A 21921-nucleotide genomic window follows, 5' to 3' on the forward strand; every position below is an offset into this window, starting at 1 on the left:
TATTAATGCTGGTTGTTTACTATGCATATTGACCACTGACTAACATTAATGACTATATAAGGACAATAATGAGTACTTCACTTAGAGAATACCGAGGAATTTCACCGCAGCTAGCCAATTCAGCTTACGTTGACAAATCAGCAGTCCTTATCGGAAATATAACTATAGATGAAGATGCCAGTATATGGCCACTCGTTGCTGCACGTGGAGATGTAAACAAAATCAGTATCGGTGCGCGTACCAATGTACAAGATGGTTGCGTATTACACGTCACCCGTAAGAGTCCAGCAAACCCCAACGGCATTCCTTTACTGATAGGTGAAGATGTAACAGTTGGTCACAAGGCACTATTACATGCATGTACTATTGGTAATCGAGTACTCATCGGCATGGGATCAATTATACTTGATGGGGCGATTATTGAGGATGACGTCATGATCGGAGCTGGCACCTTAGTCCCACCACGAAAAAAATTAATCAGTGGTTATCTATATATAGGCAGCCCAGCAAAACAAGCTCGAAAATTAACAACAGAAGAAATCGCATTCTTAAAACTATCAGCTGACAATTACGTGATTCTTAAAAATGAGTATATTGAAGACAGCCAATAGCGGACATATTATTAAATAGTATGCAGGCCCCTGCTAACATTCTATTTAGCGGGGGCTAATAATATTATTATTTGATCGTCTTTCTTAATTCAGTAAGCACTGAAGACATAATAGGTGTGACCCCTCGCCAAACTTTAAAACTCTCAGCAGCCTGGCCAACTAACATGCCCAAACCGTCAATCACAATTTCAGCACCTTGTTCTGCCGCCCATGAATTGAAAGCTGTCATGCCTGCTTTATACATCATGTCATAGCAAATTGTATCTGTATTAATTAATGTAGATGAAATGGCAGGGATAGCACCAGACAAACTCGCAGACGTAGAATTAATAATAAGATCAAAATGGCCATTTAGCTCAGTAAAGCCGCATGCGTTAATATTACCTTTACCATTAAATAATGATGCTAACTGCTGTGCTTTTGCATCAGTACGGTTTGCAATAACAAGTTCTTTTATACCTTGATCTAATAATGGTCCTATTACCCCACGTGCAGCACCACCTGCACCAAGTAATAAAATGCGTTTATTCGTTAATTCTGTATATTGTAATAAATCATGAACAAGACCAAAACCATCTGTATTATCACCAATAACACAGCCATCATCACGAAGATAAAGCGTATTAACCGCACCAGCAAGCTGTGCTCTTGCTGTTAATTCCTTAGCAAATGAAAAAGCATCCTCTTTAAAAGGCACGGTAATATTACAACCCTTCCCTCCCTGAGAGAAAAACGTATTCATTGCAGTAACAAAGCCATTAATTGGCGCTTCAATTGCCTGATAACTAAGATCCTGCGCAGTTTGCTGAGCAAACAAAGTATGAATCATCGGTGATTTACTGTGGTTAATTGGATTACCAAATACGGCATAACGATCCATATTGCACAACTCCTGTAATGAAATGGACGAAAGAAAAATCGAGTAAACAATGATATTACTATAACGGTCAATAAGTATTATTGAGACTAACGATAAACCTTGCCAGTAAGCGCATCTGTGATCGTTGTCGGTTGTGAAAGTTCACCAACGGGCTCATCAACAATAGCGCCAAGGTGAGATTCTAATTGTGCAGCCACTTCCTCAGCAGTCACACAAGGTGTTAACCCCGTTAAATTAGCACTGGTTGATGTAATTGGACCACCAAAAGCGAGACATAAGGTTTGCACTGTCGGGTGTGCAGATACACGAACAGCAATGCTATCAAATTGTCCTGTTAACCATTTCGGTACTTGTGCTTTAGCAGGCATAACCCAAGTTGCAGGACCAGGCCAAGTTTGATTAATCTTATTGATTTGCGCTGTAGATAATAAGGTTAAATCGACATAATCATTTAACTGCGCTAAGTTTGCAGCAATTAAGATCAAACCTTTTTCAACAGGACGCTGTTTGATGGTTAATAAGCGTTGAACCGCTTGCTCATTCATTGGATCACAACCTAACCCAAAAACGGCTTCTGTTGGATAGGCTATAACCTGTTGATGTTGTAATGCTGTGACGGCATTACGAATAGCTGTTGAATTATTCACTGTGATATATCTATTATTAATAGTCATAAATAAAAATGGTAGCTTACGCTACCATTTCTGACTCTATAACGACAGTTATAAGACTAACTTATTATAGTGCTTTTAGTTTAGCTTGTAGTGCTGCATCTTTAGCAATAATGCTGGCTGCATTTGCTTGACGTTCAGCTTTTACTTTTGCAGCCATTTCTGGGTTACCAATTGCTAACATTTGAGCTGCAAGGTAACCCGCATTTTTAGCGCCAGCGCTACCGATTGCTACAGAAGCAACAGGTACACCACCAGGCATTTGAACTGTAGATAATAATGCATCCATACCTTGTAAAGGGCCTGCGTCAATTGGCACGCCAATAACAGGATGCGTTGTAATACCAGCAACTGCACCAGCTAAGTGAGCAGCAAGACCTGCAGCACAAATAAAGACTGCACAACCACGGCTTTCTGCATCAGTAACATACTGATGTGTCGCTGCAGGCGTACGGTGAGCAGAAGTTACTTTCACTTCGTACTGGATTTCAAATGATTTAAGCACATTCAGTGTAGCCTGCATGACAGGTAAATCTGAATCTGAGCCCATTAATACTGCAACAAATTGTGTAGACATAATTATTCCCTTTCCGTATGAGTTATCTTTAATTATTTAAATTAACTGATAGTGTTAACCACTATTCTAATAAAGCACGCTTATAACCACATTTTTTTTGTGGACAAATAAGTTGTTTTCCATTACTGGTTTTCTTTTCAACTAAAATGGCCCATTGACACTCTGGGCAAGATTCTGAAACTGGCTTGAAATTAATAATGTATTTACACTGTGGGTATTTATTACAAGAATAAAATATCTTTCCATAACGCGATTTTTTCTGCATCAAATCACCCGATTTACACTGCGGGCAACATATTCCGGTTTCATCTGGTGTTTCTGTTTTAGACATGTAATTGCAGGCTGGAAATTGAGTGCAGCCGATAAAAAAGCCATAACGGCCACGCTTTAATGCGAGCTCATGCTGGCACTCTGGGCATACTGAACCGGCAAGTACTTTGTCATCTTCGAAATGAGACTGATTTGATAGAGGGCGTGAATATTCACAAGTTGGATAATTATTGCAACCTAAAAAGGGGCCTGATTTGGAATTTTTAATACTTAACTCAGCACCGCATTGCGGGCACGTCTCGTACTCTTTCTCCAAGGCATGTTCATGAACTGTAAATAGTTTGTCGTCACTTTTAGACATTTGAACAATTTTAAAATGAATAATTGATGGGCGGATATTAGCAAAATTGACATTTTATGCCAGTAATTAATGCAATTAAAATCGCCCGTTCACTATAATTTATAGTTTAGTGTAGATACTCATGAGTTTTAGCTTGCACTAATTCTTCCATCTGTAAATACGCTTTTTCGCCGTTTGGAACATTAAATAACACCATCAAAATAATCCACTTTATGTCATCAAGATCCATGTTAGTGTTTTCAAGTTCAACTAAACGTGCAATAGCCATTTCTCTCGTTTCAATATTAAGCACATTAATATGCTCTAAAAATAATAGAAAACCACGGCATTCAGTATTTATATAAAATTGCTCAGCTTCAGTATAAATTCGCATCGAACTCACACTTGAAACTTGCAGATGAGTTTGCACACCACCATTACGTAATTCGACTAAATTTTCAATCCATGTAATCGCTTTATGTATTTCAGCTTCAGCAAAACCAGCCTGAATTAACTCACCTAGTAAGTCATCTCGATCAACTAAGAACTCAGATTCATTTTGTTCATAAAAGTTTTCGAAAAGATAAATAAGTATATCTAGCATTAGCGCCTCCGTTGCGATCTCACATAGCCGCCGGGCACAACACTCACCCAATTATCAAGTTCGAGTTCAATTAAACTCGTTAATACTTGGCTAACAGGTTGTTGGCTGCGCTCAGCAATGAAATCTGCTGTCGTTACCTCATAACCGACACTATCTAAGATAATTTGATTTGGCAATGAAACAGTTTCGGGATCAGAGCTGAACAGGTCTGTTTGCTCAAATTTCGTACTTACATTTATATATGTGAGTTCATCAGTTATATCACTTGTTTGAGTAATGAGTTTTGCACCTTGTTGGATCAAATAGTGACAACCCGCAGCCATGGGATTATCTATCGCGCCCGGCACTGCAAACACCTCTCGTCCTTGTTCTAGTGCATAACGGGCCGAAATCAACGAACCACTCTTTAACGCAGCTTCAATAACTATCACCCCAAGAGACAGCCCGCTAACAATACGGTTACGACGAGGGAAGTTCTCGGGCCTCGCTTGTGTAAAAGGACTAAATTCAGAAACTAAAGCACCTTGCTCTCGGATCTGTTGTGCTAATTTTTGATGACGCTTAGGGTAAATATTCGCTAATCCAGTACCTAGAACAGCAATAGTCTCCCCTTTGCTTTCTAATACACTACGATGGCATTCGCTATCAATACCAATTGCGAGGCCACTCGTCACAACCAATCCCTGTAATACTAATTCAGCAGAAAGCTGATGTGCATGTCGCTTACCGTAATAACTCGGATTTCGGGTGCCAACCATCGCAATTTGAGGCTTGGATAAGAGCTTAATGTTCCCTTCGAGATATAACAACAAAGGGGGTGATGCGATATTTTTTAATGCCAAGGGATAATGCTGAGAAGTGATAGGAATTAAATAACGATCTTCACTGATTGAAAGCCAGTTAAGAGAGTGATCGATAGTCGACCAATCGGGATTGAGAATAGCTTGCTGCTGCGCGGCATCCAAACCAAGAGATTGTAGATACTGCGCAGAGCTGGTAAATAATGTAGTTAACGATGTTTTTTGCAATAACTTTAGCGCCCTACTCCCTCCAATCTTAGGTACGTCGTATAGCGCTAACCAATATTTATCTTGCTCATTAACCATCATTACTTTACCTAGTTATCATAAATTACTTACCTTATCGTTAAGTTTAATCACTTGTGAGCTGTGTGTGATAAGCGCAAGGCTTACTTTGTCATAAACTTTGAACACCATCATTTCTCCGATCCGTTCATCTGGGAGCTGTAACTCATTTTTGCTACCAAATAGCTTATCGTACTGGTTAACTTGATCGTCGTAATTAAAATCCAGATCTTGTTCATTGCGAATAATCGTTTTACCACGCTTTAATACTGAGAATACATCACCAGCACCAACACTATCACGCCAACCACGGTTAATGATCACCACATCATTTTTGCCAATCGCACTGTATTTTTCATCGGCGGCAACAATCACACCATCACTTGCCAGCTGAAAATTACGCGGTTGAAAATAAACCGGTAATCGGTCTTGTTCCGGCATTGGTAATAATCGATCACCTTTACGCGCTTCTTTTGTACTTTTTAAAATTAATAATTTTGCTGGAACCGTCTCAGTGCCAGTATTGACAACACGTGCAATAGCGATGAATTCGACTTCATTACCCAGTTTTTCTTTCGTCACCGGATCCATATAAGTACGACCACGACGATAAATACCGTATTGACCAGGCTTTAAAGAGCTTGAAGCAAAAATACTATGACCAACAAGGAATGTGGTATTGCCATCATTATTGCCTAAGATCACAGGGGCCAATTTTAATTTATCATCGGCGGCTACATAATCACGGCTTAAAAAAGAATTGATCAGTTTAAGCGGTATAGTTGGGATAGCACGACTCCCTTTTAACTCAGGCCGTGCTTTGGGAGAGACTTTTAATATACGTTTACGTACATGATTACGTACTAAGCGTGGCTGCCCATCGACAAAGATCAATTGTAGTTTATCGCCGGGATAGATAAGATGCGGATCATCTAATGCTGGATTAGCATCCCACAATTGTGGCCATAACCACGGGCTTTGTAAGTATTTACTCGATATATCCCAAAGGGTATCACCTTCTTTAACGATATATTCAGTGGGGTATTGATTTTTTAAGTTTAAGCTATCAGCATGCGCTAAAAAAGGTAAAATAGCAGCCAAAGCAAAGATCAAACGACGTTTTATGGACATATCCTTTCCTAATTGTTGTTTGAACGCTTATATTTATAGTGATTATTGTAACGTTTTACGTCAAAATTAAGCGTTATTTGAATCCATTCAAAATAAGAAAGTACCATGGCTATATTAGAAGTTTTACATTTTCCTGATGATCGATTGAAAAAAATTGCTCAACCTGTGCAGGAAATCACACCAGCGATACAAACCATCATCGATGACATGCTCGAAACCATGTATGCCGAAGAAGGCATTGGTTTAGCCGCTGTACAAGTTAATATTTTACAACGCATTGTTGTTATCGATCTGTCAGGAACACGCGATGAACCTCTGATCCTTATCAATCCAGTACTTACCGATAAATCCGGTGATACAGGTATTGAAGAAGGTTGCCTATCGGTACCAGAATCACGCGCTTTTGTGCCTCGCGCAGAAAGCGTGACTGTAACAGCACTAGACCGTGATGGTAATGAGTTTACACTAGAAGCCCATGATTTATTAGCCATTTGTTTACAGCACGAAGTAGATCACCTGAATGGAAAACTCTTCATTGACTACTTATCGCCGCTAAAACAGCAAAGAATTCGAAAAAAGCTAGAAAAGCTAGCACGTCAAAACAAATAAGAATACAAAGTAGGAATTAATCTTGACTAAACCACTACGCATTATTTTTGCTGGCACACCCGATTTTGCCGCAAAACATCTCTCTGCATTATTAAATTCAGAGCATGAAGTGATCGCTGTATACAGCCAACCAGACCGTCCAGCTGGTCGTGGTAAAAAATTAAAACCAAGCGATGTAAAACAACTTGCAGTAAGCCATGATATTCCAGTTTACCAACCAGTTAGTTTACGTAATGAAGAAGCACAACAAGAATTAGCAGCGTTAAATGCAGATCTCATGGTTGTGGTTGCTTATGGCTTAATCCTGCCACAAATTGTACTCGATACTCCACGTTTAGGTTGTATTAACGTGCACGGTTCGTTATTACCAAGATGGCGTGGTGCAGCACCAATCCAACGTTCAATTTGGGCTGGCGATTCAGAAACTGGCGTAACGATTATGCAAATGGACTTAGGCCTAGATACCGGTGCCATGCTACACAAAGTTACATGCCCAATTGCTGATGATGAAACCAGTGCAAGTTTATATGACAAACTAGCAGAGCTCGGCCCACAAGGTTTGCTAGAAACATTAGCACAAATCAGTAACAACACAGCCGTTGCTGAAGTGCAAGATGACGAACAAGCAAACTATGCATCAAAACTAAGCAAAGAAGAAGCAAACATAGATTGGACTCAATCAGCTGTAGAAATTGAACGTCAAGTGCGTGCTTTTAACCCTTGGCCTGTAAGTTATACACAAATTGCTGAACAGAATGTTAAAATTTGGCAAACAAGCATCAGTGAAGAAAGTACCGATGCGCAGCCAGGCACTGTTATAGCGGCAACAAAACAAGGCATTCAAGTCGCAACGGGTAATGGCGTTTTAACGTTATTAAACATGCAGCTTGCAGGTAAAAAAGCCATGCCAGTTCAGGACATATTAAACGCTCGTAAAGAGTGGTTTACTGTTGGCCAATTACTTAATTCTATTTAATACCTATAACCGCTCACCAACATTGAGCGGTTCTACCGCGGATATATAACCATGAAAACCAGAGCTAGCGCTGCAAAAGTACTTTACCAAGTTGTTGATAGAGGTCAGTCATTGACGACAGCCTTACCAATTGCTCAGCAATTATTACCAGCCAAGGATCGTGCTTTACTACAGGAGATCTGTTACGGCGTATTGCGCTGGTTGCCACGTCTTGAATTTATTAGCCGTCAACTAATGAGTAAACCATTAACCGGTAAGCAAAGACCTGTTCATTTCTTAATTTTAGTTGGTTTATACCAATTAAAATTCATGCGCATTCCTGCACATGCAGCAGTAGCAGAAACAGTAAACGCAATCAAAGTATTAAAATCACCTAAATTGAGTGGTTTAGTTAATGCAATTTTACGTAATTACCAACGCCAACAAGATGATCTAGAAGCTCAAGCAGACGGTAATGATGCGTGTAAATTTGGTCATCCAGGCTGGTTAATTAAGCGTATTAAAGCGGCTTATCCAGAACAATGGCAAGATGTATTAATGGCTAATAATGAACGCCCACCAATGTGGATCCGTGTTAATCAACAGCATCATAATCAAGCTGATTATCAAGCATTATTAGCCGCTGATGAAATCGTTGCTGATATCGTAGAAAGTGCAAGTTCAGCACTGCGTTTAGAAAAGCCAACCGACGTTTATAAGCTAGCTGGTTTTGCAGAAGGTCACAGTTCTGTACAAGATGGTGCAGCACAATTTGCAGCGCAATTCCTAGACGCGCAACCAGGCGAATTAATTCTTGATGCTTGTGCCGCGCCAGGTGGTAAAACAGCGCATATTTTAGAGCGCCAACCAGCATTAAAACACCTTGTTGCCGTTGATTTCGATGCGACACGTTTGAGCCGTGTACAAGAAAACCTAACCCGTATGCAATTAGAAGCTGAACTTATTCACGGCGATGCAAGTAAGCCTGAAGATTGGTGGAAAGGTGATAAGTTTGATCGCATATTATTAGATGCCCCTTGTAGTGCAACGGGCGTTATTCGTCGTCATCCTGATATTAAATGGTTACGTCGTGATAGCGACATTGCACCATTAGTACAATTACAATCTGAAATTTTAGACGCTATGTGGCAGCAGCTAAAACCAGGTGGCACCTTGCTATATGCAACATGCTCAATTTTACCTGCTGAAAACAGTGAACAAATTGCTCAATTTGTTGCTCGTACTCCAGATGCAGCACTGATTCCGCTAACAAAAAATAGTGATGATCAAGCATCAAGCTGGCAGATCCTACCAAATACCCAAGGTATGGATGGGTTCTTCTACGCGAAATTACAGAAGAAAGCATAACGATACTGTCATACAAGCCAAGCTATAGTTGTTATAGTTTGGCTATAAACTATTGGCGTTATTCGACTTTACCTTAGATAAGCGTAGAATCGCTTAATCAAAACAGATCATGACAATTTTATTTGGTGCGAGGTTAAATGAAAATCATCATTATCGGTGCAGGCCAGGTTGGCGGCACATTAGCTGAAAATTTAGTTGGTGAAAATAATGACATCACCATTATTGATCGCGATGGTAACAGCTTAAGAAATTTACAAGATAAATTTGATTTACGTGTTGTTGAAGGTCACGGTGCTAATCCAGACGTGCTTCGTGAAGCGGGTGCACAAGATGCTGATATGCTCGTTGCAGTAACCAACAATGACGAAACCAATATGATTGCTTGTCAGGTTGCTTACACCCTCTTTAATACACCAAATAAAATAGCCCGAATTAGAAACGAATCTTATCTCCACAACAAAGAAACCTTATTCCATAACGATGCAATTGCTGTCGACCACTTAATTGCCCCCGAGCAACTGGTAACAGACTATATTAAACGTCTGATCGACTACCCTGGTGCACTGCAAGTGGTTAACTTCGCGAATAACAAAGTGGGTTTAGTTGCGCTAAAAGCCTATTACGGAGGTCCATTAGTTGGTAATGCTCTCGCAGCATTACGTGAGCATATGCCGAACGTAGAAGCCCGAGTAGCCGCTATTTTCCGTCAAGGAAAGCCGATCCGCCCACTAGGTACGACGATTATTGAAGCCGATGACGAAGTATTCTTTGTATCCGCAAGCAATAATATCCGAGCCGTAATGAGTGAGTTACAAAAGCTCGAAAAACCTTATCGTCGTATTATTATTGCGGGCGGTGGTAATATCGGTGCAGCACTAGCAACTCGTTTAGAACGTGATTATTCGGTTAAATTAATCGAACGTAACATCACTCGAGCAGAACAGCTGTCTGAAATGCTCAACAATACGATTGTATTCTGTGGCGATGCATCTGATCAGGAATTACTGAGCGAAGAACACATTGATCAAACGGATGTATTTATCGCCGTAACCAATGACGATGAAGCAAATATCATGTCGGCAATGCTTGCTAAACGCATGGGCGCGAAAAAAGCCATGGTATTAATTCAACGTGGTGCTTATGTGGATTTAGTCCAAGGCGGTACCATTGATATTGCCATATCGCCACAACAAGCAACAATCTCCGCGTTGTTAACCCATGTGCGTCGTGCTGATATTGCCAACGTATATTCATTGCGTCGTGGGGCAGCTGAAGCGATTGAAGCGATTGCGCATGGTGATAAATTAACATCTCGCGTTGTAGGTCGTACAGTCGGTAGCTTAAAACTACCATTAGGTACTACGATTGGCGCAATTGTCCGTAATGACACCGTTTTAATTGCCCATGACAAAACAGTCATTGAACAAGATGATCACGTCGTTATGTTCCTCGTTGATAAAAAGTTCATCCCTGATGTAGAAAAACTTTTTCAACCAAGTCCGTTTTTCTTATAAACACGCATAGAAACTTGTTCCATGGTTAATTTTAAACCGGTATTGTTCATGGCGAGTGTGGTACTCCGCGCTCTTGCCATGTTTATGGTTGCTCCTTTAGTATTGGCTTTAGCTACCGATGGCCATGGCGCACCTGAATTCTTCAAATCAATTATAATCACCACCATTGCATCAGGTTTATTCTGGCATAAAGGGCGATCGAAAGTCTTTCGCCTTGGTATCCGTGAAATGTTTTTGCTGACAACCTGTGTCTGGATTATTGCCTCTGCATTTGCAGCACTGCCGTTCATGCTAATTCAGCATATTAGCTATACTGACGCCTATTTTGAAACCATGTCTGGTATCACGACAACAGGTTCAACAGTACTTTCTAATTTGGATACGATGGCGCATAGCGTACTGCTATGGCGTTCCATTTTACAGTGGTTAGGCGGCGTCGGTTTCGTGGTAATGGGTGTGGCCGTATTACCCTATCTAAATGTCGGTGGTATGCGTTTATTTCAAACCGAATCATCTGATTGGTCTGATAAAAACACAGCTAAGACTCAGCATACCGCAGCATACGTGATGTATGTGTACTTAAGCTTAACGATATTGTGCTACTTTGGATACTTAGTCGCAGGTATGACGAGCTTTGAAGCTGTTAACCATGCAATGACAACTCTCTCAACAGGTGGCTACTCTACCTCAGATCAATCCATGGCACACTTTTCTGATTCCGCACAATGGAATGGTACCTTCTTCATGTTTTTAGGTGGCCTACCCTTTTTGCTTTTGATCAGTGCAATCCATCGCCGTGATATAAGAATCCTCGTAAAAGATGCTCAAATAATAGGGTTTGCGAAACTCGTCATCGTCACAACGCTAATGATGTCACTTTATCTGTGGCAAAAAGACGTATTTAACCTCACCGATGCGATCCGAATCAGTATGTTCAATATCGTATCTGTCGTCACAACCACCGGTTTTGGTTTAACCGATTTCGGTACTTGGGGAGAGTTCACGAGCGTACTGTTCGCAGGATTAATGTTTACTGGTGCCTGTTCGGGATCTACATCTGGCGGTATCAAAATATTCCGTTTTCAAATCGCGTTTACCCTATTTCGTAAACAAATGTCGCAACTTGTTCACCCGTCAGGCGTATTTAGACAGCATTACAATGGTCGTAATGTGAATGATGTGATTGTGCGCTCTGTTGTGGCCTTTGGTAGTGCGTTTATCGCCACTATTTCGATATTAGCTGCCGTATTAAGTATCATAGGTTTAGATCCGATAACCAGTATTACAGGCGCAATTACCGCTGTAGCAAATGTGGGGCCGGGACTGGGTCCTGTGATTGGCCCAGCCGGTAACTTTGCTAGCTTACCTGACTCTGCAAAATGGGCGTTAAGTTTAGGCATGTTGATGGGAAGACTGGAGATCATGACCGTATTAGTACTCGTCACCCCCGCATTTTGGAAAGGTTAATATAATTGAATGACAAGCGTACTCATCATTCAACTTGGTGAGTACTGCTCTTTTCAATCAACTCAATCGGCAATGGTTTTTTTACTTCTACACCCAAATCTACAAATTGCTGCGCTTGTTTAATTAAGTTACCTTTACCTGAACTCAATCGTTTCATTGCCGAGTCATAACTGTCCTGTGCTTTATCTAACGCAGACCCCATATCTTGCATATCATGACTGAATAAGCGTAACTTCTCGTAAATTTTTCCCGCGCGTTCAGCAATCAGTTGGGCATTTTGGTTTTGACGTTCATAGCGCCATAAGTTATCAATAGTACGTAAAGCAATAAGCAAATTGGTGGGACTCACTAACATAATATTATTATCTAACGCGAACTTCATTAAACCAGGGTCGGCTTCCAATGCTGCGATAAATGCCGGCTCAACCGCTACAAACATAAGCACATAATCTAATGTTTTTAGACCTTGTAACAAATGGTAGTCTTTGCGGCCTAACTCTCGAATATGGCTCCGTACTGATGTGACATGCTCTTGCAGTGCTTGTTTACGCGTAACTTCATCCTCGGCGTTAAAGTAACGCTCATAAGCGGTGAGCGACACCTTGGAATCAACAACAACATCCTTATCATCGGGTAAGTGTACAATCACGTCTGGTTGAAAACGTTTACCATGTTCATTGTTCAGACTTACTTGCACGTCATACTCATGTCCCTCACGTAATCCAGACTCCGATAATATCCGAGCCAGAATAACCTCACCCCAATTACCTTGCTGCTTATTGTCACCTTTTAACGCTTTGGTCAAATTAGCCGTTTCGCTCGACATTAATTGATACACTTGCTGTAAACGGGCAACCTCTGATTGTAAGCTGTGACGCTCTTTCGCCTCATTGGCGTAAACATCTTGAACCTGCTGCTTGAACCCTTCCAGCTGCGTTTTTAATGGCATCAATAGTAATTCCACACTAGACTTATTTAGTTCTTTGAAATTGTCGGTTTTACTATCAAATATCTTATTTGCCAAGTTTTCGAACTGCTGCTGTAAGCGTTGTTCTGACTGTGCTTGTAGCGCTAATTTTTCTTCGTTAGCTTGACGTTCCGTTTGCAAACGAATATCGCTTTCACGCAATCGTGACATTAACTTAATAAATTGGTTATTTTGCGATTCCAACTTTAATTTATTGGCGTCGTGCTCTTGCTGTAATTGATCATGCGTATAGTTAACACTATCAAGTTGTTGTTCTAGTAACTCGACTTCATGGTTTAATGTTTGCATCGATAATGTAGCTTGCTGACTTTTACGGATAGCAACTAAACTACAGACAACGGCAATACAGGTAACAACAATGTACGGTAATACGGAAAAAAGGGAATCAACACTCATAAGGCAACTTAACTACGAAAAAAAGAACTATGTGACAACGCGCGATCAAGAGAAAACCATGCGGCGAGGCACCCAAGGTAAATAAAAAATATTATCCATTTATGATAATTAGCACCGCTATCGATCGTGCTAAATGGAACATCACCGATCACGCTATATAACCAAATAATAAGCGGGAAAAATAAAAATACTAAAAGCTTCCAGATGATTTTTAACGTTGGACGGTGTACCGTTATCGCTTTCATGAGCATATATCCTTAACCAAATTCTAAAACGTGTACTTAAACTATAAGGCCCAGTAGCAATTTAAGATATCAACGTTAACCATACTAAAAGAGTTAACGATGTTAGCCTAACCTGATTAAGAATAAAACTAATCCACTGGCTATAATTACCATCAGAGCACATTTCAGATAAAATTTTACGGATTAATTAGCCATCCCCCTTGAAACGAGACAAAATACCCCAATTTGTAATTTTCAGTTATTTTTTGCCAAAATAGGGTAGATAACCCTATATTATGGACAATTGAAATGTCGATTATGCTAATCAACAATAATCCGAATACGAAATAGGTAATATATATGAGCGATTTTATGAATGAAGGCCAAGTTGCCTATTTCAAAGAGAAACTAGAAACAGAACAAAACGAGATTTTAGCGCGCATCGAAAATCAGTCAACTAATGTCGTTATCTCTGATAGCAATGAGATGGCTGATGAAATTGACCGTGCAGCAATGGAAGAAGCACATCGTCTTGAGCTTAATCGTATTGATCACGATAAATTGCATATTAAAAAAATTATGAATGCATTACGTCGTATTGATAGTGGCGATTATGGCTACTGCGACAGCTGTGGTGATGAAATATCAATTAAACGCTTACAAGCACGCCCAGATTCACGCTTATGCTTAGAGTGTCAATCTACCAAAGAATTTACAGATCACAGCTTATACCGCCGTTAATCCCCAAGGCCATCGAATAGCGACCTAAGCTATTATTGATACCGCAAATTAAGACGGAAAGTACTAACAAATCAACGTTATTACTTTCCTCATTCCGCCATCCATATTAATCTATTATTTAATTGGACCAATCAGCAATAGGAATGCACCTATGTTAAAGCCATTTTCAAAAAGATTTAAAACGCTTAGTTTATTTTCATTACTTGCCAGCAGCATTGCTTTAAGCGGTTGCAGTGATGATGAATCAGGTAAAATTAGCCTTGGTTTATTTACGACTAAAGATATCAAAATCAATACGTTTATAGATCCAAAAGTACCTGGCGTTACTTGTCACGTGAGCCATATTGAAGCTGACTTAGATTTCTCTGATCCATCAGATATGGGCATTGCTTGTCGACAAACAGGTGAGATAACGGCAGATATGTTAGCTAAAATTGATACATCGAAAGGGGGCGAAGTTATCTTTACCCAATCGAAAAGTATCTTATTTAAATCGCTAAAGATCCGTCGAATTTATGATGCAGATAGTCAGAGTCTATTATATGTGTCGTATTCAACAAAAGAGATTAATGGTAGCTACAAGCATTCATTATCAACAGTGCCATTATGGGCTACGAAAGCTTGGCAACAGCCTACTACAGCTGTAACACAGTAAAATTAAAATAATAAAGCCACTGCGTTCAGTGGCTTTACTTTTATTCTAACGTAAACGATACAGCGTTCTAAAAGGCCGTCACAACACCCATACCGATGACTTCCGAGAATAGTAACAGTACCGTTGTCAGCGACACCATATTCGGCGTGTACTCTTGTTTGGTATAAAGCGGGATTGTCCAAATAGCCAGTGCAAGCAGTAAAATTAGCGCACGGTATATAACGAATTCTTGAATAACAGCCATATTACTTGCATCAGCATTTAGCCCAGCAACAACCAGTAGCCCCAACATCAATAATATACTCGCGACTATACCGACGATAGGTAAAATCACATTAAATGCTTGTAAGCGATGTTTAGCGCGTAATAAGACCACATGAGCAAATACAGCACCAAGTAATATTGCTTCGAGTAATAGCAAGAGTTGCTGCTGTTGCCAAAGCACTAACACACCTGTAATCACCGCAAGTATAATTGGCAAACGTAACCACGTGCTTGGTATTGCACGCTTACCTTCTAAACGAGATTGTATTAAATTTTGCATAATCCCGATAAATACAGCAATACCACCGACAATTAACGTTAACGTTGTCGCATGCTCTTCAATACCAATCATTAAGCCTAACGCTAATACAGCCCAAATAGAGATCATATTTTCAGTAATACGCTTACGCTGACCTGGGCAAACCTCCCCTTTCGATAACACAAGCGCCAAAAAACACGCTGCCGCAATTGGCATCATAATGATGATAGGATAAATTTGTTGGTAAAAACTGATTTCAGTCACGCGACGACCCTTAGTCAATAAATTAGGTGCGAGAGTATATCAGTGTCACCTCAAGGTGATAATCAATTATTAGTGAAAATGCTATTTTGAGAAGAGATTAAAAAGAAGGCAAAAAAAAGTCCATTACTGAAGAATGGACTTTACCTGTTTATTTTAGACTTTGTTACCATGTTCTTGCTCTGAAATTAATGGTTCAACACCTAATATACGAGAAAGTAGATCGACTTCATCCAGATCATTATCACTTAGTTGTACACTCACTAACAATGATTCAAACTTACTCTGTTGTAATATAGCCGAAATACCCGTCATGCCACCTGCTGTTTTCAGCAATGATGATATAACCGTATCCGTTTCTAGTTCTCTTTTTTCAATATCGAGTGTCCCATCCATAACTCCCCCTCATCGCCCTAATTTCTATCCCTTAGAAATATAATTAGTCTCTATAACAACATATTCATTTAATTAGGGGAATAATAAGTCGCTTAGATTGAGAGGTAAAACGAATAAATGACCATATGTCTTATCCATATAAAGATAAGAGTGAGTACAATTAAGCTAAAATACATTATCTTAATTCTTTAGTATGAGGTTGATTTTAATCGATATAAAAGGCTGGAAACGAAAAAAGCCTGCTCAATGAGCAGGCTTTCCGAATAGTGGTCGGTGATAGAGGATTCGAACCTCTGACCCCCTGGTCCCAAACCAGGTGCGCTACCAAGCTGCGCTAATCACCGAACATGGTGCGGAAGGAGAGACTTGAACTCTCACACCTTGCGATACTAGAACCTAAATCTAGCGCGTCTACCAATTCCGCCACTTCCGCACAATTTTTCAACTTACTAGCAGGTAACTCTAGCAAGGGTGATAACTCAATTCTAAAAGAATATCTACGTTATCGAATATGGGGCGACTGAAGGGATTTGAACCCTCGACAACCGGAATCACAATCCGGGGCTCTACCAACTGAGCTACAACCGCCATAGTGGTCGGTGATAGAGGATTCGAACCTCTGACCCCCTGGTCCCAAACCAGGTGCGCTACCAAGCTGCGCTAATCACCGAACATGCTCATTAGAATGCATCATTCTTAACAAGTGTGCGCATTATAGATATTGTGTATAAGTCTGCAAGTCTTTTTAACTAAAAAACGTTTTTTTTATCGTTTTCAATTAAATCGGAATAAAAACAAACAGCGCTAGTTCAAAAAACAATCAAAGCAAACTAATTCACTTACTAAACTGTATTTCGCTATGCGTATTCAATAAAAAGCAATGGGGCGACTGAAGGGATTTGAACCCTCGACAACCGGAATCACAATCCGGGGCTCTACCAACTGAGCTACAACCGCCATTTACCATTTTATTGCATAACCATCATAACTATAATGGTGCGTCCGAGAGGAGTCGAACCTCCGACCTCACCCTCCGGAGGGGCGCGCTCTATCCAGCTGAGCTACGGACGCATGAGCAATATCTTACGTCCAACAATGAATCTCGTCTAGGCAAATCCATCAATTCTTCATTAAAATGTTATATATCTACAGTCCCTGTATCTTTTATAACCAAGTCAGTATTAATTTTTAATAAACAAATCAATCAGAAAAATTACGTCTAAATTACACCTAAATTTGATAACTCATCGCTATATTGATCTAAGTTAAATACAACAAAGGTTGTTACAACTATTTAACCTCGGGCTTGGTAAGGATATAATGCCTGCCAGCAGTAGGGATTTATTATAATAAAAGTCATCCATAGACTGACAATACCATCATTAGGGAGCTAAAAAGAGCATGTATAAATTACGAAATATTCTAATCACTTTATCAGCATCATTGCTATTTGTATTCAATGTAAGTGCAAATCATAATTCAGCTGAATCAATTGAAGAACGCATTGCTCCTGTAGGTCAAGTATACCTACCAGGTGAACTTGCTCCTGTTGTTGCTAAAAGCACAGCACCAGCAGAACCTCGTTCTGGTGAACAAGTTTATACAGCTACTTGTAACATGTGTCATGGCAGTGGCCTTGCAGGCGCTCCAATTAAAGGTAATGCAGACCAGTGGGCTCCTCGAATCGCACAAGGTAAAGAGACACTTTATCGCCATGCAATTGAAGGCTTAAATGGTGCAATGCCAGCACGTGGTACATGTTCTACGTGTTCTGATGATGAACTACAAGCTGCCGTTGATTTCATGATCCAAGGTTTATAACGCAAACGATAAACTGCGCTATAGCAATAACATTAGGTATGTTTGGTTGTTCTAACTAAGCTATCCATCGACAAAGCCGCTAATTTATTTAGTGGCTTTTTTTGACCCTCAGATATCCACTGCTAGACTTTATCACTATAAGACTTAGTTTTTAGTCATTAAAGACCATTAGGATACTCGCTGTGAACAAGGAACGTCTATCAACACAACACGAACCCAATAACGCAAAGCTTATCGCCTTGGCGTTATCTAGCTCATTACGAACGCAACGAGCCCTATTTTTAACTCAGCTAAAATCTGCCTTACAACAACTCCAAAAAACACAGCAAAACTTCGTCTTATTATTAATTAAAATTGATAATATGGCCGATGTAGAACAAAACTTTGGCAGTGAACTCAGTAATAAGCTTATTTCGATTATCCGCCATCATTTACAATCATTAACATCGAGCAACGACTGTTTAGTTAACTTGCAAGGTGATGAATTCGCATTATTGAAAACAGATATTGTAGACGCAGACAGTGCGATACGACTAGCCAAAGAAATCCAATCACAATTTCGTTTTAGCTTTCAGGTAAACAACTATAAGATTCTCTGTAGTAGCAGTATTGGCATTAGCTTACAGCAAGACCCTCACACTGTTAGTCAGGTATTAAAAGATGCTGACATCGCATTAAAGAACGCCCAGCAGCAAGGTCTTGGTCAATACCACCTATCTACTGCCTCCCCAGTACTCGCAGAAAATACAGTAGCCATACAACAGCAAGAAAAGCTCACTCGCGCAATTATTAACAATGATATTTTACCGTATTATCAACCGATCATTCAGCTTAACAGTAATCAATTAGTGGGCTTTGAAGTCATCGCTCACTGGCAAGAAGAGCACCAAGAAGATAGCTTTATATCCTTAGCTGAACGTACCGATATTATCATTACGCTTGATTTACATATTATGTATCAAGCCTGCCTACAATTAAAAAGGTGGCATGACTCCCATGTAAATAATAAACAGATCATGCTCGCGATGAATCTATCGGTCAAACACCTTATTCTTGAAGGTGCTGTCGAACATTTGATTTTTATTATTCAACAGCAACAGATACCACCGCACCGCTTAGTATTTGAATTTAGAGAACATGAATTCATGGCCCATAACAAATTTGTTATTCGCGCCTTAAAAAAATTACGTCATATTGGTGTGCAGGTTGGTTTAGATGACTTTTGCACTGGTTTTAGTTCACTCAATGCTTTTTTTCAATACCCAATCGATTTCGTCAAAATAGATCGCAGCTTCACAAATCGCATGTTGATGTCAAAAAAAGACTTGTCGTTAATTCGGGTAATTAGGGATATTAGTCATGATATGGGATTTAAGGTTATTGTCGAAGGGATTGATACACAGCAGCAGCATGCTAAATTAGTCGAGCTAGGTTGTGAGTTTGGGCAAGGTAATTATATCGCTCAACCCATGGATTACACGCAGGTTGACCGTTTATTAGAACTCTAACAAACGGCCTTTATTCATTGTGATTACTTATTAAAAAGCGCTCTTAAGTTTGCAACGCCACGCTTACCTTTTGCTTGCTTTTCAACGGGTGAATCAGGCTTTTTACGCAGATCCCACTCCAGATCATCCTGTGGTAATTCAAGTAAGAAACGACTTGGTTCAGGCTTCACCACTTCACCAAACTGGCGACGTTCTTTACATAACATCATGAATAAGACTTTTTGTGCTCGAGTAATCCCTACATAAGCTAAACGTCTTTCTTCTTCAACATTAGGATCATCATCAATAGAACTCTGATGCGGTAAAATACCTTCTTCCATACCCACCATAAACACATAAGGATATTCTAGTCCTTTAGATGCATGGTAAGTCATTAACTGCACCTGATCGGAATCATCTTCGTCTTCATTACGCTCAAGCATGTCGCGCAGCGTTAAGCGTGTGACCACTTGTGCCAGTGTCATCTCTTCATCAAGATCATCACCTTTAAGCATCTCGGTCACCCAACGATACAACTCAGATACATTCTTCATACGCATCTCAGCTGCTTTCGCACTTGTACTCGTCTCATATAGCCAGTCTTCATAATGAATGTCACGCACCATATCACGCACAGCATCAATACTATCGCTGCGCTGCTCTTGGTCTGACAATTCAACTAACCAACGAGTAAAGCCACGAACAGCGAGTAAACCACGCCCCGTTAATGTCTGCTCAAGTCCCATTTCAAAACTTGCTGCGAACAAACTAATATTACGCATGTTGGCGTAATTACCGAGTTTCTCTAACGTCGTAGGGCCGATTTCGCGACGTGGTACATTCACTACGCGTAAAAACGCATTATCATCGTCTGGATTCACTAATAAGCGCAGGTACGCCATCATATCTTTAATCTCGGCACGCGAGAAGAATGAGGTACCGCCACTGATTTTATATGGAATGCGGTTAGTCATAAGCGCTTTTTCAAACAAGCGAGACTGATGGTTACCACGATATAAGATCGCGTAATCCTTGTATTCACTGCGCGCCATAAACTTATGCGCTAACAATTCTGATACTACTTTTTCAGCTTCATGCTCTTCGTTTTTTGTGGTGAACACTTTAATCGGATCGCCATAACCTAATTCACTGAATAAGCGTTTATTAAATTCATGCGGATTGTTATCAATTAAAATATTCGCCGCTTTAAGAATACGCTGCGTCGAACGATAATTTTGTTCTAGCTTCACCACTTTCAAACCAGGAAAGTCATTTTGTAATAACGTTAAGTTTTCAGGGCGAGCACCACGCCATGAATAAATCGACTGATCATCGTCACCAACAACGGTAAATTTAGCCCGTTGACCAACGATCAGTTTTACCAATTCATACTGACTTGTATTGGTATCTTGATACTCATCCACTAATAAATAGCGGATCTTGTTTTGCCAGCGTTCGCGCACTTCTTCATTCAAACGTAATAACAAAGTAGGCATCATGATGAGATCATCAAAGTCTAAGGCGTTGTACGCTTTCATATGTCGAAGATAATCGTCATAACACTGAGCAAATAATTTGTCTTGTGGCATTTGCGCACGCGCGATTGCTTGCGGCGGCAATACTAACTCATTTTTCCAATTAGAGATCGCACTGCGTAATTGGTCAATCAGCTCTTTGTCTTCTTCTAAAGTATCTTGAGTTAGCTCTTTTAATAGCGCTAATTGGTCTTGGTCATCAAATAACGTAAACGCTTGCTTGATCCCTAAGGTCTTATATTCTTTACGAATGATATTGAGACCTAAGGTATGAAACGTCGATACCATTAAACCTTTCGCTTCTTTCTTACCTAATGTCTGAGCGATACGCTCTTTCATCTCACGCGCTGCTTTATTAGTAAAAGTTACTGCCGCAATATTCTTGGCATCATAACTACAGTTCTGCACAAGGTGAGCAATTTTGGTGGTAATAACGCGCGTTTTACCACTGCCTGCACCAGCAAGTACCAAACATGGACCAGAAATATATTTAACAGCTTCATCCTGACGGGGATTCATTTTCATAAGGGCAACACCAGACTAAAACATTAAGAAAAGAGGTAGAGATTAGATTGTAGCAAAATTAACATACAAAAATGCCAGTTATAAATAACTGGCATTTTTTATATAGCAAAAACGAAATCAAGGATTACTTGATTTTGCCTTCTTTATACATAACGTGCTTACGAACAACTGGATCAAACTTTTTGATTTCCATTTTTTCAGGCATGTTTTTTTTGTTCTTATCTGTAGTATAGAAGTGACCTGTACCAGCAGATGAATTCAAACGAATCTTATCGCGCATAATCTAG

22 protein-coding genes and 6 tRNA genes are annotated in these 21921 nt (G+C 40.0%); 10 read left to right on the plus strand and 18 right to left on the minus strand.

Annotation, left to right across the window (positions count from 1 at the left end):
• Window positions 1-68: 68 nt before the first annotated feature.
• Entirely contained in the window at window positions 69-611 is a 543-nt protein-coding gene (locus HWV00_RS20235) for a gamma carbonic anhydrase family protein (RefSeq protein WP_211684077.1), read from the plus strand.
• A 67-nt stretch (window positions 612-678) separates the two neighbouring features.
• On the opposite strand, the gene aroE is transcribed toward HWV00_RS20235, so the two are convergent.
• The 7 genes from aroE to HWV00_RS20270 form a co-directional block, all read right to left on the minus strand.
• Window positions 679-1491 carry a shikimate dehydrogenase gene (gene aroE, locus HWV00_RS20240; protein WP_211684078.1) on the minus strand — a complete coding sequence of 271 codons (813 nt, stop codon included), beginning with the start codon at window positions 1489-1491 and terminating at the stop codon, window positions 679-681.
• An 86-nt stretch (window positions 1492-1577) separates the two neighbouring features.
• Complete coding sequence (locus HWV00_RS20245; RefSeq protein WP_211684079.1) at window positions 1578-2165, minus strand: L-threonylcarbamoyladenylate synthase; 588 nt, start codon at window positions 2163-2165, stop codon at window positions 1578-1580.
• Window positions 2166-2229: 64 nt separating this feature from the next.
• Window positions 2230-2739 carry a 5-(carboxyamino)imidazole ribonucleotide mutase gene (gene purE, locus HWV00_RS20250; RefSeq protein WP_211684080.1) on the minus strand — a complete coding sequence of 170 codons (510 nt, stop codon included), beginning with the start codon at window positions 2737-2739 and terminating at the stop codon, window positions 2230-2232.
• Between the two features lie 61 nt (window positions 2740-2800).
• A complete protein-coding gene (locus tag HWV00_RS20255; protein WP_211684081.1) occupies window positions 2801-3370 on the minus strand; it encodes a type I DNA topoisomerase in 570 nt (189 codons plus the stop codon).
• Between the two features lie 106 nt (window positions 3371-3476).
• Window positions 3477-3953 (minus strand): DUF494 family protein, encoded by a 477-nt coding sequence (locus HWV00_RS20260; protein WP_211684082.1) that lies wholly within the window; start codon window positions 3951-3953, stop codon window positions 3477-3479.
• On the minus strand, window positions 3953-5062 hold the full coding sequence (dprA, locus tag HWV00_RS20265) for a DNA-processing protein DprA (protein WP_255554846.1): 1110 nt from the start codon (window positions 5060-5062) through the stop codon (window positions 3953-3955). Before dprA ends, HWV00_RS20260 begins: the two co-directional genes overlap by 1 nt.
• Window positions 5063-5077: 15 nt before the next feature.
• The gene (locus tag HWV00_RS20270) at window positions 5078-6169 is read right to left on the minus strand and encodes a LysM peptidoglycan-binding domain-containing protein (RefSeq protein ID WP_211684083.1); all 1092 of its coding nucleotides are present in this window, start codon (window positions 6167-6169) and stop codon (window positions 5078-5080) included.
• Window positions 6170-6274: 105 nt separating this feature from the next.
• On the opposite strand from HWV00_RS20270, the gene def reads away from it, so the two are divergent.
• The 5 genes from def to HWV00_RS20295 all read left to right on the plus strand — a co-directional run bounded on the left by def (window position 6275) and on the right by HWV00_RS20295 (window position 12082).
• Window positions 6275-6778, plus strand: coding sequence for a peptide deformylase (gene def, locus HWV00_RS20275; RefSeq protein ID WP_211684084.1), 504 nt, complete (start codon window positions 6275-6277; stop codon window positions 6776-6778).
• Window positions 6779-6800: 22 nt separating this feature from the next.
• Window positions 6801-7754 (plus strand): methionyl-tRNA formyltransferase, encoded by a 954-nt coding sequence (gene fmt, locus HWV00_RS20280; RefSeq protein WP_211684085.1) that lies wholly within the window; start codon window positions 6801-6803, stop codon window positions 7752-7754.
• A gap of 51 nt (window positions 7755-7805) precedes the next feature.
• Window positions 7806-9101, plus strand: a complete 1296-nt coding sequence (gene rsmB, locus HWV00_RS20285) for a 16S rRNA (cytosine(967)-C(5))-methyltransferase RsmB (RefSeq protein ID WP_211684086.1) — start codon at window positions 7806-7808, stop codon at window positions 9099-9101.
• A 137-nt stretch (window positions 9102-9238) separates the two neighbouring features.
• The gene (gene trkA, locus HWV00_RS20290; RefSeq protein ID WP_211684087.1) at window positions 9239-10615 is read left to right on the plus strand and encodes a Trk system potassium transporter TrkA; all 1377 of its coding nucleotides are present in this window, start codon (window positions 9239-9241) and stop codon (window positions 10613-10615) included.
• 21 nt (window positions 10616-10636) lie between these two features.
• Complete coding sequence (locus HWV00_RS20295) at window positions 10637-12082, plus strand: TrkH family potassium uptake protein (RefSeq protein ID WP_211684088.1); 1446 nt, start codon at window positions 10637-10639, stop codon at window positions 12080-12082.
• A gap of 25 nt (window positions 12083-12107) precedes the next feature.
• Here the strand turns inward: HWV00_RS20295 and rmuC are convergent, their stop codons facing one another.
• Window positions 12108-13466, minus strand: coding sequence for a DNA recombination protein RmuC (gene rmuC, locus HWV00_RS20300; RefSeq protein ID WP_211684089.1), 1359 nt, complete (start codon window positions 13464-13466; stop codon window positions 12108-12110).
• A 584-nt stretch (window positions 13467-14050) separates the two neighbouring features.
• Between rmuC and HWV00_RS20305 the strand changes: the two genes are divergently transcribed.
• Together HWV00_RS20305 and HWV00_RS20310 are read left to right on the plus strand one after the other, a co-directional pair.
• The gene (locus HWV00_RS20305; protein WP_211684090.1) at window positions 14051-14431 is read left to right on the plus strand and encodes a TraR/DksA C4-type zinc finger protein; all 381 of its coding nucleotides are present in this window, start codon (window positions 14051-14053) and stop codon (window positions 14429-14431) included.
• A 151-nt stretch (window positions 14432-14582) separates the two neighbouring features.
• Complete coding sequence (locus tag HWV00_RS20310) at window positions 14583-15086, plus strand: CreA family protein (RefSeq protein WP_211684091.1); 504 nt, start codon at window positions 14583-14585, stop codon at window positions 15084-15086.
• Between the two features lie 67 nt (window positions 15087-15153).
• Here HWV00_RS20310 and HWV00_RS20315 read toward each other — a convergent pair whose 3' ends face one another.
• The 8 genes from HWV00_RS20315 to HWV00_RS20350 form a co-directional block, all read right to left on the minus strand.
• Entirely contained in the window at window positions 15154-15873 is a 720-nt protein-coding gene (locus HWV00_RS20315; RefSeq protein ID WP_211684092.1) for a hypothetical protein, read from the minus strand.
• A gap of 153 nt (window positions 15874-16026) precedes the next feature.
• Window positions 16027-16266 (minus strand): hypothetical protein, encoded by a 240-nt coding sequence (locus tag HWV00_RS20320; RefSeq protein ID WP_211684093.1) that lies wholly within the window; start codon window positions 16264-16266, stop codon window positions 16027-16029.
• 267 nt (window positions 16267-16533) lie between these two features.
• A tRNA-Pro gene (locus HWV00_RS20325) sits at window positions 16534-16610 on the minus strand.
• A gap of 4 nt (window positions 16611-16614) precedes the next feature.
• Window positions 16615-16699, minus strand: a tRNA-Leu gene (locus HWV00_RS20330).
• Between the two features lie 79 nt (window positions 16700-16778).
• A tRNA-His gene (locus HWV00_RS20335) sits at window positions 16779-16854 on the minus strand.
• A 5-nt stretch (window positions 16855-16859) separates the two neighbouring features.
• Window positions 16860-16936: transfer RNA gene (locus HWV00_RS20340), tRNA-Pro, on the minus strand.
• 211 nt (window positions 16937-17147) lie between these two features.
• Window positions 17148-17223: transfer RNA gene (locus HWV00_RS20345), tRNA-His, on the minus strand.
• A gap of 37 nt (window positions 17224-17260) precedes the next feature.
• A tRNA-Arg gene (locus tag HWV00_RS20350) sits at window positions 17261-17337 on the minus strand.
• A gap of 330 nt (window positions 17338-17667) precedes the next feature.
• Between HWV00_RS20350 and HWV00_RS20355 the strand changes: the two genes are divergently transcribed.
• The gene (locus tag HWV00_RS20355; RefSeq protein ID WP_211684094.1) at window positions 17668-18087 is read left to right on the plus strand and encodes a cytochrome c5 family protein; all 420 of its coding nucleotides are present in this window, start codon (window positions 17668-17670) and stop codon (window positions 18085-18087) included.
• A 182-nt stretch (window positions 18088-18269) separates the two neighbouring features.
• Window positions 18270-19595: a phosphodiesterase gene (locus HWV00_RS20360; RefSeq protein ID WP_255554847.1), complete on the plus strand. Its 1326-nt coding sequence runs from the start codon at window positions 18270-18272 to the stop codon at window positions 19593-19595.
• A 23-nt stretch (window positions 19596-19618) separates the two neighbouring features.
• Here HWV00_RS20360 and rep read toward each other — a convergent pair whose 3' ends face one another.
• Window positions 19619-21634, minus strand: coding sequence for a DNA helicase Rep (gene rep / locus HWV00_RS20365; RefSeq protein ID WP_211684095.1), 2016 nt, complete (start codon window positions 21632-21634; stop codon window positions 19619-19621).
• Window positions 21635-21758: 124 nt separating this feature from the next.
• Window positions 21759-21914 carry a 50S ribosomal protein L33 gene (gene rpmG, locus HWV00_RS20370; RefSeq protein WP_211684096.1) on the minus strand — a complete coding sequence of 52 codons (156 nt, stop codon included), beginning with the start codon at window positions 21912-21914 and terminating at the stop codon, window positions 21759-21761.
• Between the last annotated feature and the right edge of the window lie 7 nt (window positions 21915-21921).

Source organism: Moritella sp. 24 (assembly GCF_018219155.1).
Lineage (GTDB): Bacteria > Pseudomonadota > Gammaproteobacteria > Enterobacterales > Moritellaceae > Moritella.

Excerpts from the sequence above, each read along its gene's own strand:
- HWV00_RS20295 (WP_211684088.1), top strand. The coding sequence starts at position 10,637 with ATGGTTAATTTTAAACCGGTATTGTTCATGGCGAGTGTGGTACTCCGC.
- rep (WP_211684095.1), bottom strand. The coding sequence starts at position 21,634 with ATGAAAATGAATCCCCGTCAGGATGAAGCTGTTAAATATATTTCTGGT.
- purE (WP_211684080.1), bottom strand. The coding sequence starts at position 2,739 with ATGTCTACACAATTTGTTGCAGTATTAATGGGCTCAGATTCAGATTTA.
- rmuC (WP_211684089.1), bottom strand. The coding sequence starts at position 13,466 with ATGAGTGTTGATTCCCTTTTTTCCGTATTACCGTACATTGTTGTTACC.
- HWV00_RS20310 (WP_211684091.1), top strand. The coding sequence starts at position 14,583 with ATGTTAAAGCCATTTTCAAAAAGATTTAAAACGCTTAGTTTATTTTCA.
- aroE (WP_211684078.1), bottom strand. The coding sequence starts at position 1,491 with ATGGATCGTTATGCCGTATTTGGTAATCCAATTAACCACAGTAAATCA.
- rpmG (WP_211684096.1), bottom strand. The coding sequence starts at position 21,914 with ATGCGCGATAAGATTCGTTTGAATTCATCTGCTGGTACAGGTCACTTC.
- HWV00_RS20235 (WP_211684077.1), top strand. The coding sequence starts at position 69 with ATGAGTACTTCACTTAGAGAATACCGAGGAATTTCACCGCAGCTAGCC.
- trkA (WP_211684087.1), top strand. The coding sequence starts at position 9,239 with ATGAAAATCATCATTATCGGTGCAGGCCAGGTTGGCGGCACATTAGCT.
- HWV00_RS20355 (WP_211684094.1), top strand. The coding sequence starts at position 17,668 with ATGTATAAATTACGAAATATTCTAATCACTTTATCAGCATCATTGCTA.
- HWV00_RS20270 (WP_211684083.1), bottom strand. The coding sequence starts at position 6,169 with ATGTCCATAAAACGTCGTTTGATCTTTGCTTTGGCTGCTATTTTACCT.
- HWV00_RS20305 (WP_211684090.1), top strand. The coding sequence starts at position 14,051 with ATGAGCGATTTTATGAATGAAGGCCAAGTTGCCTATTTCAAAGAGAAA.
- rsmB (WP_211684086.1), top strand. The coding sequence starts at position 7,806 with ATGAAAACCAGAGCTAGCGCTGCAAAAGTACTTTACCAAGTTGTTGAT.
- HWV00_RS20245 (WP_211684079.1), bottom strand. The coding sequence starts at position 2,165 with ATGACTATTAATAATAGATATATCACAGTGAATAATTCAACAGCTATT.
- HWV00_RS20255 (WP_211684081.1), bottom strand. The coding sequence starts at position 3,370 with ATGTCTAAAAGTGACGACAAACTATTTACAGTTCATGAACATGCCTTG.
- def (WP_211684084.1), top strand. The coding sequence starts at position 6,275 with ATGGCTATATTAGAAGTTTTACATTTTCCTGATGATCGATTGAAAAAA.
- HWV00_RS20260 (WP_211684082.1), bottom strand. The coding sequence starts at position 3,953 with ATGCTAGATATACTTATTTATCTTTTCGAAAACTTTTATGAACAAAAT.
- HWV00_RS20320 (WP_211684093.1), bottom strand. The coding sequence starts at position 16,266 with ATGGATGGGACACTCGATATTGAAAAAAGAGAACTAGAAACGGATACG.
- dprA (WP_255554846.1), bottom strand. The coding sequence starts at position 5,062 with ATGATGGTTAATGAGCAAGATAAATATTGGTTAGCGCTATACGACGTA.